Origin of the sequence: Methylobacterium ajmalii, assembly GCF_016613415.1 — a bacterium.
GTDB lineage: Bacteria > Pseudomonadota > Alphaproteobacteria > Rhizobiales > Beijerinckiaceae > Methylobacterium > Methylobacterium ajmalii.
The window spans coordinates 16,771-30,647 of the sequence record NZ_JACWCT010000183.1 but is presented as its reverse complement, the minus strand read 5'-3'; the positions used below and the strand labels follow the sequence as shown (position 1 = coordinate 30,647).

The 13,877-nt window shown below is 68.5% G+C and carries 11 protein-coding genes and 2 tRNA genes; 7 read left to right on the top strand and 6 right to left on the bottom strand.

Annotated elements, in window-relative coordinates; genetic code table 11:
• Positions 1-52: 52 nt before the first annotated feature.
• The 3 genes from HPY23_RS31435 to aroA all read right to left on the bottom strand — a co-directional run bounded on the left by HPY23_RS31435 (position 53) and on the right by aroA (position 3,930).
• Positions 53-1,675: an ABC-F family ATP-binding cassette domain-containing protein gene (locus HPY23_RS31435; protein WP_060847948.1), complete on the bottom strand. Its 1,623-nt coding sequence runs from the start codon at positions 1,673-1,675 to the stop codon at positions 53-55.
• Between the two features lie 270 nt (positions 1,676-1,945).
• Positions 1,946-2,572: a (d)CMP kinase gene (gene cmk, locus HPY23_RS31430; protein ID WP_091883844.1), complete on the bottom strand. Its 627-nt coding sequence runs from the start codon at positions 2,570-2,572 to the stop codon at positions 1,946-1,948.
• 8 nt (positions 2,573-2,580) lie between these two features.
• Complete coding sequence (gene aroA / locus HPY23_RS31425; RefSeq protein ID WP_091883846.1) at positions 2,581-3,930, bottom strand: 3-phosphoshikimate 1-carboxyvinyltransferase; 1,350 nt, start codon at positions 3,928-3,930, stop codon at positions 2,581-2,583.
• A gap of 171 nt (positions 3,931-4,101) precedes the next feature.
• On the opposite strand from aroA, the gene HPY23_RS31420 reads away from it, so the two are divergent.
• The 7 genes from HPY23_RS31420 (at position 4,102) to HPY23_RS31390 (ending at position 7,763) form a co-directional block, all read left to right on the top strand.
• Entirely contained in the window at positions 4,102-4,488 is a 387-nt protein-coding gene (locus HPY23_RS31420; RefSeq protein ID WP_060849478.1) for a TIGR02300 family protein, read from the top strand.
• A 224-nt stretch (positions 4,489-4,712) separates the two neighbouring features.
• A tRNA-Ala gene (locus HPY23_RS31415) sits at positions 4,713-4,788 on the top strand.
• A gap of 78 nt (positions 4,789-4,866) precedes the next feature.
• Positions 4,867-4,942 (top strand) — tRNA-Ala (locus tag HPY23_RS31410).
• A 664-nt stretch (positions 4,943-5,606) separates the two neighbouring features.
• Complete coding sequence (locus HPY23_RS34195) at positions 5,607-6,008, top strand: transposase (RefSeq protein ID WP_082742585.1); 402 nt, start codon at positions 5,607-5,609, stop codon at positions 6,006-6,008.
• A 52-nt stretch (positions 6,009-6,060) separates the two neighbouring features.
• Positions 6,061-6,294 (top strand): hypothetical protein, encoded by a 234-nt coding sequence (locus HPY23_RS31400; protein ID WP_091883849.1) that lies wholly within the window; start codon positions 6,061-6,063, stop codon positions 6,292-6,294.
• A gap of 54 nt (positions 6,295-6,348) precedes the next feature.
• Entirely contained in the window at positions 6,349-6,909 is a 561-nt protein-coding gene (locus HPY23_RS31395) for an alpha/beta fold hydrolase (protein ID WP_091883851.1), read from the top strand.
• 245 nt (positions 6,910-7,154) lie between these two features.
• Positions 7,155-7,763, top strand: a complete 609-nt coding sequence (locus HPY23_RS31390; RefSeq protein WP_139234904.1) for a hypothetical protein — start codon at positions 7,155-7,157, stop codon at positions 7,761-7,763.
• Positions 7,764-7,924: 161 nt separating this feature from the next.
• Here the strand turns inward: HPY23_RS31390 and HPY23_RS31385 are convergent, their stop codons facing one another.
• From HPY23_RS31385 to HPY23_RS31375, 3 genes are all read right to left on the bottom strand, one after another.
• Entirely contained in the window at positions 7,925-11,104 is a 3,180-nt protein-coding gene (locus HPY23_RS31385) for a multidrug efflux RND transporter permease subunit (RefSeq protein WP_200601728.1), read from the bottom strand.
• A gap of 1 nt (position 11,105) precedes the next feature.
• The gene (locus HPY23_RS31380) at positions 11,106-12,326 is read right to left on the bottom strand and encodes an efflux RND transporter periplasmic adaptor subunit (protein ID WP_091883857.1); all 1,221 of its coding nucleotides are present in this window, start codon (positions 12,324-12,326) and stop codon (positions 11,106-11,108) included.
• A gap of 381 nt (positions 12,327-12,707) precedes the next feature.
• Positions 12,708-13,682 (bottom strand): HpcH/HpaI aldolase/citrate lyase family protein, encoded by a 975-nt coding sequence (locus HPY23_RS31375; RefSeq protein ID WP_091883860.1) that lies wholly within the window; start codon positions 13,680-13,682, stop codon positions 12,708-12,710.
• Positions 13,683-13,877 lie beyond the last annotated feature (195 nt).

Below are 13,877 nucleotides of genomic sequence, written 5' to 3'. Positions count from 1 at the left end.
GCGACGCGGCCCGGGAACGACGGAGCGGATGGGAAGCGAACGCGCCTTCGCCTCAGTGCCGCAGGCCCGGCGCCTCCTGCCCGGTCTTTTCCACGTATTCCGAGTATCCGCCGCCATAAAGGTGGATGCCCTCGGGCGTCAGCTCCAGCACCCGGTTCGACAGGGCGGCGAGGAAGTGCCGGTCGTGCGAGACGAACAGCATCGTGCCCTCGTACTGGGCGAGCGCGGCGATCAGCATGTCCTTGGTGCCGACGTCGAGGTGGTTGGTCGGCTCGTCGAGGACGAGGAAGTTCGGCGGGTCGTAGAGCATCTTCGCCATGGCGAGACGGGCCTTCTCGCCGCCCGACAGCACCCGGCAGCGCTTCTCGACGTCGTCGCCCGAGAAGCCGAAGCAGCCGGCGAGCGTGCGCAGCGAGCCCTGGCCCGCCTGCGGGAACGCCTCTTCCAGGAACTCGAACACCGTCTGCTCGCCGACCAGCGTGTCCATGGCATGCTGGGCGAAGTAGCCGAGCTTGACGCTGGCGCCGATGGTCACGCTGCCCGAATCCGGCTCCGTGGTCCCGGTGGCGAGCTTGAGCAGCGTCGACTTGCCGGCGCCGTTGACGCCCATCACGCACCAGCGCTCCTTGCGGCGGATGCCGAAATCGAGCCCGTCGTAGATCGTGCGGCTGCCGTAGCTCTTGGAGACCGCCTTCAGGCTGATCACGTCGTCGCCGGAGCGGGGCGCGGCGGGAAAGTCGAAGGCGACGCTCTGGCGCCGCCGGGGCGGCTCGACGCGCTCGATCTTGTCGAGCTTCTTCACCCGGCTCTGGACCTGGGCGGCGTGCGAGGCGCGCGCCTTGAAGCGCTCGATGAACTTGATTTCCTTGGCCAGCATCGCCTGCTGGCGCTCGAACTGCGCCTGCTGCTGCGCCTCGTTCTGGGCCCGCTGCTGCTCGTAGAAGGCGTAGTCGCCCGAATAGGTGGTGAGCGAACCGGCATCGATCTCGATGATCTTGCCGACGATCCGGTTCATGAAGGCCCGGTCGTGCGAGGTCATCAGCAGGGCGCCGTCGAAGCCGCGCAGGAAGTCCTCGAGCCAGATCAGGCTCTCGATGTCGAGGTGGTTGCTCGGCTCGTCGAGCAGCATCACGTCGGGGTTCATGAGCAGGATGCGGGCGAGCGCGACGCGCATCTTCCAGCCGCCCGACAGGGCGCCGACATCGCCCTCAACCATCTCGGGCGAGAAGCTGAGGCCCGCCAGCACCTCGTGGGCCCGGCCCTCGAGCGCGTAGCCGCCGAGCTCCTCGAACCGGCCCTGCACCTCGCCGTAGCGCTCGACCAGCGCCTCCATCTCGTCGGCCCGGTCGGGATCGGCGAGCGCGGTCTCGATCTCGCGCAGCTCGGCGGCGATCGCGCTCACGGGACCTGCGCCGTCCATCACCTCGGACAGGACGGAGCGACCGGCCATCTCGCCGACATCCTGGCTGAAATACCCGATGGTGATGCCCCGATCGGACGAGACCTGGCCCTCGTCGGGCTGCTCCTCGCCGGTGATCATGCGAAACAGCGTCGTCTTGCCGGCGCCGTTGGGGCCGACGAGCCCGACCTTCTCGCCGCGCTGGAGCGCGGCGGACGCCTCGATGAAGAGGAGCTGGTTGCCGTTCTGCTTGGCGATCTTGTCGAGGCGGATCATGGGAGGCGGAGGTCCGAAGTGGCGGGCGCAGCGGATCGCGCGCGGTGTCGTTGGAGAGGCATGCCACGGATTCGTGGCGGCGTGGTGTCGGGCGGGATTCTCGACCGGCTGATGCCGTCGTCACGCTTCATCCCATCCCCGACCCCGGGATGAGGGCTCCAGGGATCGCGGTGCTTTCCGGAGGTCGCCTTCGAGGCCGGTCCATCGATGATGGACCGACACCTCGGGATGAGGTCGCAGGTGGGATGGGCGCGTCCGAGCGCTCAGCCCCTAGGCCCGGCCCCGCCCGTCGACCACGCCGGTGGCGGCCCGGAAGGCCGCGTCGGCGTCGAGCGCCGTGGTGTCGATCACCACCGCGTCCTCGGCCACCCGCAAGGGGGCGGCCGCCCGGTCGGCGTCGCGGGCGTCGCGGCGCAGGATGTCGGAGAGGACCGCCTCGTAGGCCACCGCCTCGCCGCGTCCGTCGAGCTCGCGGTGGCGGCGCCGGGCGCGCTCTTCCGCCGAGGCGGTGACGAACAGCTTCACGGCGGCATCCGGGCAGACCACGGTGCCGATGTCGCGCCCGTCCAGCACCGCGCCCTCGGCCGCGCCCGCGAAGCGCCGCTGCCAGTCGAGGAGCGCGGCGCGCACCGCCCCTTGGGCCGAGACGATCGAGGCGGCCTCGCCCATGGCGCTGCCGCGCAGGCGCGGATCGGACAGGAAGGCCGCGTCGAGGCCCCGGGCGGCCGCGGCCGCCGCATCGGCGTCGGCGAGGTCGCGGTCGGCGTCGAGGAGCGTCAGCGCCACCGCCCGGTAGAGCAGCCCGGTATCGAGGTGCGGCAGGCGGTAATGCTCCGCCAGGCGCTTGGCCAGCGTGCCCTTGCCGGAGGCCGCCGGGCCGTCGATCGCGATCACCATCGCGCGCCTCACGCGGCGAGCCCGGCGCCGAGCGCCCGCATGTCGGCGAGGAAGGCCGGGTAGCTGGTGGCGATCATCGCGCCGTCGTCGACCGTCACCGGCGCGCGGGCGACCATGCCCAGCACCAGAAACGCCATGGCGATGCGGTGGTCGAGATGGGTCTCGACCGTGCCGCCGCCCTGCGGCGCGCCGCCGTCGCCGTGGACGATCAGGTCGTCGCTCTCGACCACGTGGGAGACGCCGTTGGCCTTCAGGCCCGCCGCCACCGCGGCGAGGCGGTCGGATTCCTTGACCCGCAGCTCGTGCAGGCCCTGCATCCGGGTGGTGCCCTCCGCACAGGCCGCCGCCACGGCGAGCACCGGGTACTCGTCGATCATCGCCGGTGCCCGCTCGGGCGGCACCGCGACGCCCTTCAGGCGGCTGTGGCGCACCCGCAGGTCGGCCACGGTCTCGCCGCCCTCCTCGCGCTCGTTGAGGCGCTCGATGTCGCCGCCCATCTCGATCAGCGTGGTCATGAGGCCGGTGCGCAGGGGGTTCATCATCACCCCCTCGATCACCACCTCGGAGCCCGGGACGATCAGGCCGGCCACCATGGCGAAGGCGGCCGAGGACGGATCGGCCGGCACCACCACGTCGGTGGCGGTGAGGGTCGGCTGGCCGGTGAGCGCGATGCGCCGGCCGTGCCCGCCGGGGCCGATCGCCTCGACCTCCACGGTGGCGCCGAACAGGCGCAGCATCCGCTCGGTGTGGTCGCGGGTCGCGGCGGCCTCCACCACCGTGGTGACGCCGGGCGCGTTGAGCCCGGCGAGCAGCACCGCCGACTTCACCTGTGCCGAGGCGACCGGGCTCTCGTAGGTGATCGGCACCGCCTCGCGGGGGCCGCGCAGGGTGAGTGGCACCCGGCCGCCCTCGGCCTGCTCGACCACGCTCACGCCCATCTCGACCAGGGGGTCGAGGATCCGGCGCATCGGCCGCTTGCGCAGCGAGGCGTCGCCGTCGAAGGTCGCGGTGACCGGGTGGCCGCCGACCACGCCCATCATCAGGCGCGAGCCGGTGCCGGCATTGCCGAAATCGAGCACGCCGGCCGGATCGGACAGGCCGCCGACGCCGACGCCGCGCACCCGCCAGCGCCCGTCCCCGTCGCGGTCGATCCCTGCGCCGAGCGCCTTGGCGGCGGCGGCGGTGCGCAGCACGTCGTCGCCCTCCAGCAGGCCCTCGATCCGGGTCTCGCCGAGGCTGAGCAGGCCGAGGATGATCGCGCGGTGCGAGATCGACTTGTCGCCGGGCGGCCGCAGCCGGCCCTTGAGGGCCGTCCCGGCCTGGGCGGTGATCGGGGACGGAGGGGAATCGTGCGACACGGGCAGAGGGCCTGGTTCTCGAGAATCGCGAGGGACGCGCGGGGAAAACGGCGGGGTCGTTACCACGCGGGCGCCGCCCCGTCATCCGCCGGACACACGGCTATTTGACAGCGCTGGCGGGCGAGACTAACCGAACCCACTCTTACCGACATCGACAGGAACGTGACCACCGTGGCCAGACCGGAACTCGGCTTGAAGCGCCAGTGCATGAGCTGCGGCGCCAAATTCTACGACCTGAGCAGGGATCCTGCCGTGTGCCCGAAATGCGGCACCGTCTATCAGGTCGCCGCCCTCACCTCCAGCCGCGTCCCCGCCCCGGCCATCGCCAACCGCGCCCCGCGCGAGGAGGAGACCGAGGAGGAGGCCGGCGCCCCCGAGATGGTCTCCCTCGACGAGGTCGAGGCTGCCGAGGGCGGCGACGACGTCTCGGTCGACGACGATGCCGACGTCTCCGATGCCGGCGGCGACGACGACACCTTCCTGGAGGAGGACGAGGAGAGCGGCGACGACGTCTCCGACCTCATCGACAGCGACATCGAGAGCGACGAGGAATCCTGATCGTCGCGGGAGGGTCGGGCGACGGGCGCGGGATCCGCGGTCGTTGCCCGCAACTCCCTGATGATGTTGGGGAATTCGCGACAGTCACGAAAACTTCGCGAAGACCCGCCCCGAGGGCTTGTGTCGAACGCCGCACCCTCATATACAGCCGCTCACCGGCGGCGGCGCCCTCCCTGAGGGCGGCGGGCCGGTTCCTGGACGGACCCAAACGTCCTGTGAAGCGTGGGGCTTTAGCTCAGCTGGGAGAGCGCCTGCATGGCATGCAGGAGGTCAGCGGTTCGATCCCGCTAAGCTCCACCAAATCACCTCAGGCCTGCCCTGACGTGATGACGATCGCGAGACGACCCCACGGCGTGCCCAGCGCTGCGGATGAATGATGGGGCTTTAGCTCAGCTGGGAGAGCGCCTGCATGGCATGCAGGAGGTCAGCGGTTCGATCCCGCTAAGCTCCACCATCCTCCCCCCTCTTCCTTCAAACATCGCTACGTCTCTTCGCTCTCGACGTCGCCGCCGAGCGATCAGGGCTTGCGTCCGGTTCTTGGTGCGCGAGCGCGGGCCTCCGGCCCGTGACGACGCGACGGGCGCCGACGGCGGGGCGTCCTTTCTTTTGCGCGGCACGTCGCCGTTCGCCGTGGGATTTCGGCAACGGCCTCGCTCGCTTCCGCGACGCCGGTCCTGGTTGCCCTAATGGTCGAAGCGGGCACTGCACGTTGCGACGCAGCGGGAGTGATGCAACCCTCGATAACGGTATTTCGCGCTCTGTTTTCCTCTGTTTTTGAATTGGAATAACCGTCCGGCAGCCTCCTGCGGGTGTCGCGATCATATTCTTTGCCGTCGGCATTGACGCTGGGACGTGTGGCGCGTCGCCAGGCCGCTGAGCAGGGCCGTTTCTACTTACATTTACGATTTAAAATCTAACAAGTTTTTGCGAACCGAAATACCTAATCTTTCAAGTAGCGATCCGAATGTACTCGCTCGATTCATGTTCGAACACAAACGATCCGCGCCGTTCCACCCGGTCAGCCTGGATCACAAACTTCAACCGTCGCGCGATGAGGTGATTGAAGAAGCATGTTACCCTTGGTAATATGATCCCAGGTGGAAACGTGAGCGTGGGGGATGTTGATGTTGACGGAGGCACAGTGGGCTATGCTCTCGCCGTTGCTCGAAGGGTGCCGGCCTCGTGGCAAGACTCAGCCCCACGACCTCAAGCGGACCATCGACGCGATCCTCTGGCGCCACTGGCACGACACCAACTGGCGCGCCGTCCCGGCCCAGTACGGCCCGTGGTGGATGGCGGCGCAGACCTTCATCCGCTGGTCGCGCCTCGGCGTCTGGGAGCAGCTGCTCGCGCGCCTCGAGCAGTCCTTCGCGGAAGCCGGCCTGCCGGTGCCGGGGATCGACCACGACGAGTTCGCCTATGGCGGTGCCCGCAAGAAGGAGCTCCAGGACAGCGAATTGCAGGTGCGCCAGATCGCCAACATGCTGCTCAGCGTGCAGCGGCAGCAGGCGGTGGCCTGACCGCGGGCCGGGGGAGCGATGCCCTCCCCCGCCTTCCGCCCGGGAGGGTGCGGTGTTCGTCGCCGTCAACGGCGTCCGCCTGTTCGTCGCCGTCCAAGGGGCGGGGCTCGTCCCCGATGGCGACGGCGTGCGCGAGAAGCCGGCGCTGCTCCTGCTCCTTGGCGGCCCGGGCTCCGACCACAGCGGCTTCAAGCGCCGGTTCTCCCGCCTCTGCGACATGGCGCAGGTGATCGACGTCGACCAGCGCGGCAACGGCCGGAGCGAGGACGGCGACCGCGCCGACTGAACGCTCGCACAATCGGGCGATGACGTACGGGGCCTGTGCGACGCCCTCGGGCTCGTGCGGCCGATCGTGCTCGGGATGTCGTGGGCGGTACCATCGCTCGCCTACGCGACGCGTCACCCCGATCACGCGGGCAAGCTGTTGCCGGTCAGCACGGCCGCCAAGGTCGATTTTCCGGCGATCGTCGCGCGGTTCGGACAGATCGGCGGACCCGACGTTGCTCGCGCCGCCGAGACCGACTGGACGGCCCTGACCGCCGAGAGGCGCGCGGAGTATGTACGCGTCTGCGTCCCGTTTTATCGCCGGAGCCCCGCCGATCCCGACAGAATGCGGCGTGTGCCGAGGCGCGACGACACCGCGTTCCACTTCAACGGGCCCGGCAACGAACAGGGGCGCATGGATGTCCGCCCCATGCTCGGGCGCGTGCGCTGCCCCGTGCCGGTCATGGCCGGGGCGCACGATCTGCTGGTGCCGCAGGCCGTCAGTGAGGCGCTCGTCGCTGCCCTGCCGTCCGGCCGCGTGCGCTTCGAAAGTTTCTCGGATGGCGGCCACGGCCTGTTCGGCGGCGAGCCGGAGCGCGCCTTCGCGGTCCTGCAGGAGTTCGTCGCGGCGGCGTGAACCGACAGCAACGTCAGGCGCGTCCGCCTGCCCGGTTCGGCAAAGGTCGCTTGCATCTCCCCGACCCGTCCGGAAGAGGTGCGTGCGGACCGGAGAGGCCGCGCGAGGGGGCGGCGGCAGGGGGAACAGGCTGAGCATCCCGCGGCCGGCACGACACGCTTCGGTCGGGGGCTATCCCTCGACGGGGGGAACGCCCTCAGCTATTCGGCCACGATGGTGGCGTCGAGTCGTTTCGGAGGTGGAAGATGTTCGGGCCTGCGCGCAGAGCCAAGTACATTGCAACGGCTCTTGCATTCGGTGCGCTCGTTTGCGGGCCCGCATCGTCGAAAGAAAATCTTGATAGATCCGATAGGGAGGCAATATCACTGTTCGAGCACATTATCTCGACGGAAAAGGATTTTTATAAAAGCTGCACGATATCGGATAAATGGCTTGATTATCCTGTTTTTGCAGAAAATGTGCGGACTTATATAAAATACCCGCTTCGCGGCGACCTCTCTCCTCCGAATCATATGACAGTGCCTAAAGATATCATTCGGCAAGGGGCCGGCGCTGACACAGTGATATGCAGCGAGACGGAGCGGGCGGCACGCACGGACGCCGCGCTGATCGCTCCGAGCCATTCGGGAGGCGGGACCTTCAGGGGGCAAAAAATCCTCGCATCCATCATGACGGCACAGAGAGAGTTCAGTTATCCAATCTTCGACGTCGATTACCGCACGGCCTTCGTCGTTCGAGAAAACTCACGAGATAATTGGATAAAAACCGAAAATAATAAATATCGCAGATTCGGGGATGGGGAAATAGTAGTTTTTATATATATAGAAAGAAAAACAGAAAGTGGAAATATATAAGTTACGACGTCTATGCAACTTATCATTAGAAAATACAATTGAATATAAAATTTTTATTGATCAATGGATCTACCACGTCTTTCCGACGAACCGTCAGCCGCTGCGTCGGAAAAGGCTTGGAGGTCGGCCCCCGGTATGGCCGAAGGCACAGGAGAAGCCCCCTACTCCGCCGCCTCCCGCAACCGCCGCGGCTCCTCGTCCTCCGGCGCCTCGTCCCTCGGCTCCGCTCCGTGCGAGCCGCCGGACAGCCACGTCGAGAGCCGGTCGAGGTAGATGTAGATCACCGGCGTGGTGAACAGCGTCAGCACCTGGCTGACCGCCAGCCCGCCAACCATGGCGTAGCCGAGCGGCTGGCGGATCTCCGAGCCGGTGCCGGTGCCGAACATCAGCGGGATGCCGCCCAGCAGCGCCGCCATCGTGGTCATCAGGATCGGGCGGAAGCGCAAGCTGGCCGCCTTGCGGATCGCCTCCTCGGGGCCGATGCCCTCCTGGCGCTCGGCCACGATCGCGAAGTCGACCAGCATGATGCCGTTCTTCTTCACGATGCCGATCAGCAGGATGACGCCGATCAGCGCGATCAGGCTGAAGTCGTAGCCGAACCACAGCAGCATCGCGAGCGCGCCGACGCCGGCCGAGGGCAGGGTCGAGAGGATCGTCAGCGGGTGGATGTAGCTCTCGTAGAGGATGCCGAGGATCAGGTAGACCACCACCAGGGCGGCCACGATCAGGAGCGGCACCGTCGAGAGCGATTGCTGGAACGCCTGCGCGGTGCCCTGGAATCCGGTCGCCAGCGTCGCCGGCACGCCGAGGTCCTTGGCCGCCTTGTCGATCGCCGCGGTCGCCTGGCCGAGCGCGACGTTCGGGCCCAAGTTGAAGCTGATCGTCACCGAGGGGAACTGGCCCTGGTGGCTGATCGAGAGCGGGCGCACCGGCTCGGTGCTCCAGGTCGCGAAGGCCGCGAGCGGCACCTGGCCGCCGGTCGCCGGCGACTTCACGTAGATGTTGCGCAAGCTGTCCGGGTTGCCCTGGAGCGCCGGCAGGATCTCCATGACGACGTGGTAGCTGTTGAGCTGGGTGAAGTACTGCGCCACCTGGCGCTGGCCGATCGCGTCGTAGAGCGTGTCGTCGATCAGTTGGGGCGTGATGCCGAAGCGCGAGGCGGCGTCGCGGTTGATCGCCAGCGTCAGCGTGGTGCCGCTGGTCTGCTGGTCGGTGGCGACGTCGCGCAGCTCGGGCAGGGTTTTCAGCTTGTCGAGCAGGCGCGGCGACCAGGCGTTGAGCTCGTCGAGGTTCGGGTCTTGCAGCGTGTACTCGAACTGGGTGCGCGAGGCGCGCCCGCCGGTGCGCACGTCCTGCGAGGCCTGGAGGAAGACCTTCACGCCTTCGAGCTCGGCGAGCTTGGGCCGCAGCCGGCCAATGATCCGGAAGGCGTCGGCCTCCCGCTCATCCCGGGGCTTCAAGGTGATGAACATCCGGCCGGAATTGAGCGCCTGGCCGCTGCCGCCGATCGACATCGCGACGCTCGCCACGTCCGGATCGGCTTGGATCACCGCGCCGACCGCCTGCTGTCGGTCCTCCATGGCGGCAAACGAGATGTCCTGCCCACCCTCGGTGATGCCGACGATCAGGCCGGTATCCTGCTGCGGGAAGAAGCCCTTCGGGATGATCACGAACAGGTAGCCGGTGAGCGCCACCGTGCCGAGGAAGGTGAGGAACGTGACGACGTGGTGGCGCAGCGCCACGTCGAGGGCCGATTCGTAGGCCCGGAGCAATCCGTCGAAGAGGCGCTCGCTCCAGCGGTAGAGGCGCCCGTGCGCCTCCGCCTTGTGCTCCTTGAGGAAGCGCGAGGCCATCATCGGGGTCAGCGACAGCGACACGAAGGCCGAGACGCCGATCGTCATCGACAGCACCACGGCGAATTCGCGAAACAGCCGGCCGATGATGCCGCCCATGAGCAGCAGCGGGATCAGCACCGCGATCAGCGAGACCGAGATCGACACGATGGTGAAGCCGATCTCGCCGGCGCCCTTGAGCGCGGCCTGCATCGGCTTCATCCCCTCCTCAATGTGTCGGGCGATGTTTTCCAGGACCACGATCGCGTCGTCGACGACGAAGCCGACCGCGATGGTGAGCGCCATCAGCGACAGATTGTCGAGGGTGTAGCCGGCCATCCACATCAGCGCGCAGGCGCCGAGCAGCGCCAGCGGCACGGTCACGCTCGGGATGATGGTGGCCCAGACCGAGCGCAGGAACACGAAGATCACCGCGACGACGAGCGCGATGGTGAGCGCCAGGGTGAACTGCACGTCCTCGACCGAGGCGCGGATGGTCTGGGTCCGGTCGCTGAGCGTCTGGACCTTCACGCCCGCCGGCAGGGAGGCGGTGATGCGCGGCAGCTCGGCCTTGATCCGGTCCACCGTGTCGATGACGTTGGCGCCGGGCTGCTTGAAGATGACCAGGAACACGCCGCGCTGGCCGTTGGCCCAGGCCGCCTGCTTGGTGTCCTCCGGCCCCGCCACCGCCTGGCCGATGTCGCGCACCCGCAGCGGCGCGCCGTTGCGGTAGGCGATGATGACGTCGTTCCAGTCCCTGGCGCGGGTAAGCTGGTCGTTGGCGTAGACCGTGTAGCTGCGGGTCGGCCCGTCGAAGCTGCCCTTCGGGCTGTTGACCGTGGTGATCGAGAGCTGGGTGCGCACGTCCTCCAGCGACAGGTCCTTGGCGACGAGCTTGGCCGGGTCGATCTGCACCCGCACCGCCGGCTTCTGCTGGCCGCCGATCAGCACCTGGCCGACGCCGGTGACCTGGCTGATGCGCTGCGCCAGCTGCACGTCCGCGGCGTCGTCGACCTCGATCAGCGGCAGGGAGTCGGAGGTGACCGAGAGCAGCAGGATCGGCGAATCGGCCGGGTTCACCTTGCGGTAGGTCGGCGGGCTCGGCAGGCTCTTGGGCAATTGCCCGCCGGCGGCGTTGATCGCCGCCTGGATGTCGTTCGCCGCGCCGTCGATGTTGCGGCCGAGGTCGAACTGCACGGTGATCGACGAGATGCCGAGCGCACTCGTCGAGGTCATCTGGCTGACGCCCGGGACCTGCGCGAACTGGCGCTCCAGCGGCTGGGCCACCGTCGAGGCCATCGTCTCCGGGCTGCCGCCGGGCAGCTGGGCGGTGACCTGGATCGTCGGGAAGTCGACCTGCGGCAGGGGCGCGACGCCCAGCAGCGGATAGGCCACGATCCCGACGAACAGGATCCCGGCCATGATCAGCGAGGTCGCGATCGGGAATCGGATGAAGTAGCCGGAGATGCCGCCGCGCGCGGCCTCCCCCTGCCCGCTGCCGATCTGCATGTCAGCGTGCCTCGCTCTGGGTCAGGGCGGCGTTGTCCGCCTGGCGGGCGGGCGCCCCGGGCTTCGCGTCGGCCGCGGGCTTCGCCTCGCCGACGAGCGCCCCCTCCTGCACCCGCGACTGGCCGCGCCAGACCACGGTCTGGCCGGGCGACAGACCCTTGAGCACCTGGATGCGGCCGTCATTGGCGCGGCCGACGACGATCGGCTGAATGTGGGCCTTCATCTGGTCGTCGACCGCGAAGGCGTAGAGCCCGTTCGGCCCGTGCTGCACGGCGTCGTCCGGGATCGTGACGGCGTCGGGGATCGTCGCGGTGCGCATCCGCGTCGAGACCGACAGGCCGGGCCACAGGGCGTGATCCCGGTTGGCGAACGAGGCCTTGAGCCGGATCGTGCCGGTCGCGGTGTCGACCTGGTTGTTGACGAGGTCGAGGCGTCCGTCGGACAGTCGAGCCATCCCGTCGGTGCTCCAGGCCTCCACCGGCACCGGGCCGGCAGCGAGCGCCTTCGACACCTCGCGCAGCTGCTCCTCGGGGGCGGTGTAGACCACGAAGATCGGCTCGACCTGGGTGATGGTGACGATCGCGGTCTGTTGCGCGGCATTGACGATGTTGCCGACGTCGATCTGGCGGAATCCCGTGACGCCGTCGATCGGCGCCTGGATCGTGGCGTAGGAGACCTGAGTCGTCGCGTTGTCGATCGCCGCCTGGTCGGAGGCGACCTGGGCGGTGAGCTGGCTCACCTGTGCGCCCTGCGTCTCGGTCTGCTGGCGCGAGGCGTAGTCGCCGAGCTTGGTGTAGCGCTCGAGGTCGGCCTTGGCGTTCTTGAGGTTCGCCTCGTCCTGGGTCTTCTTCGCCTTCGCCTGATCGAGGGCGGCCTGGTACTGGCGCGGATCGACCTGGGCGAGGAGGTCGCCCTTCTTCACCACCTGGCCTTCGCGAAAGCCGATCTTCAGGATCTCGCCGTCGACCCGGCTGCGCACCTGCACGGTGTTGTAGGCCTGCACGGTGCCGAGGCCGGGTAGCACCACGGCGAGCGGTCCCTGCTCGACCTTGGCCAGGGTGACCGGCACCGGGGCGGGGCCGCGGGACGCCGCGGTCTTCGGCGGCTGCGCGTGCTCGCGCTGCCATGCATAGGCCCCGCCGGCGCCCGCCAGGATCGCGAGGGCCAGAAGCCACCCGCCGCGCCGGCGTTTCGGTGCGTCGGCGCCCTGTTCTGATCTCATCGGTCGCACGCTTCCACTCGGGCATCGTCCGATTTTGCGGGAGAGACCCGCCGGACGATGCGGCACTGTCGAAGACCGGAAGGCCGCGTGCAGCGTCATGCGGCGCGCAAAACCTGATCCGGAGCCGGTCGCGGCGCCCGTCACTGGGCCGCCGAGGCGGCTGCACGGGCCGGCATCCTCCGAGCGTATGCCACTCGACTGTTTCTAGCGTGTGCGAGGACCGTGCGTCGTCTGCGCGCGGCGGACAAAGCTGATCCATCCACGGTGCAGGGCTGGCCGGCACCGTGGATGGACCGGAGACCTTGCGGGCTTGCTCTCCGGCGGTGGGCCGGCCTTGCGGCTGGCCCCCGCGTCCCTGTCGTCGGGGCGCGCCCGTGGCTTTCAGGCCCTCGCCATGGCGTCGGCCTTGCCGATCAGCGCCTCGGCCATGCGGATCGACGCGATGTCGATGAGGCGCCCGTCCAGCGAGACGGCGCCGCGGCCGGCCTTGGCCGCCTCCTCCATCGCCGAGAGGATGCGGCGCGCCTTGGTCACCTCGGCCTCGCTCGGGGTGAAGACCTCGTTGGCCAGATCGATCTGCGAGGGGTGGATCGCCCACTTGCCCTCGAAGCCGAGCGCCGCGCAGCGCCGGGCCGCCGAGGTGTAGCCGTCCGGGTCCGAGAAGTCGCCGAACGGGCCGTCGATCGGGCGCAGACCGTAGGCGCGGCAGGCCACCAGCATCCGGTTCTGGGCAAACAGCCACGGATCCTGCCAGTGGGTCTGGCGGGCGCCCGCCTCGTCCTTGTCGGTCAGCACCGAGTAGTCCGGGTTGACGCCGCCGATCACCGTCGAGCGGGCGCGCAGCGAGGCGGCGTAGTCGGCGACGCCGAACGACATCGCCTCGAGGCGCTTCGAGGACTGGGCGATGGCCTCGACGTTGGCCATGCCGAGCGCCGTCTCGATCAGCACCTCGAAGCCGAGCTTCTTCTCGCGGCGCTTGGCTTGCTCGATCTGCGTCACCAGCACGTCGATGGCGTAGACGTCCTGCGGCACGCCGACCTTGGGGATCAGAATCATGTCGAGGCGCGGGCAGGCCTCCACGATGTCGACCACGTCGCGGTACATGTAGTGGGTGTCGAGGCCGTTGATGCGGATCATTATCGTCTTCGATCCCCAATCGATCTCGTTGAGGGCCTGGACGATGTTCTTGCGCGCCTGCTCCTTGTCGTCGGGCGCGACCGCATCCTCGAGGTCGAGGAAGATCACGTCGGCCGAGGACTTGGCCGATTTCTCCATGAAGGTCGGGTTCGAGCCCGGCACCGCCAGCTCGGAGCGGTGCAGGCGGGGTGTGGCTTGCTGGACGAGGGTGAAGCTCATTGGGGTTCCTCCTGGGAGAGATCTTGGCGTTCCGTCGGGGACGGACGCAACGTGGCGGAAGGTGGGGGGCGTCGGCCCGGTGGGGTGCGGGTTGGTGCCGGGGGGACCGACAGGCGCGGGTTTCCCGCTCCCCCGCAGAGGGGGGAGGGAGAAGCCCGCGCCATGACGTCTCCGATGGATGACGTCTCCGATGGA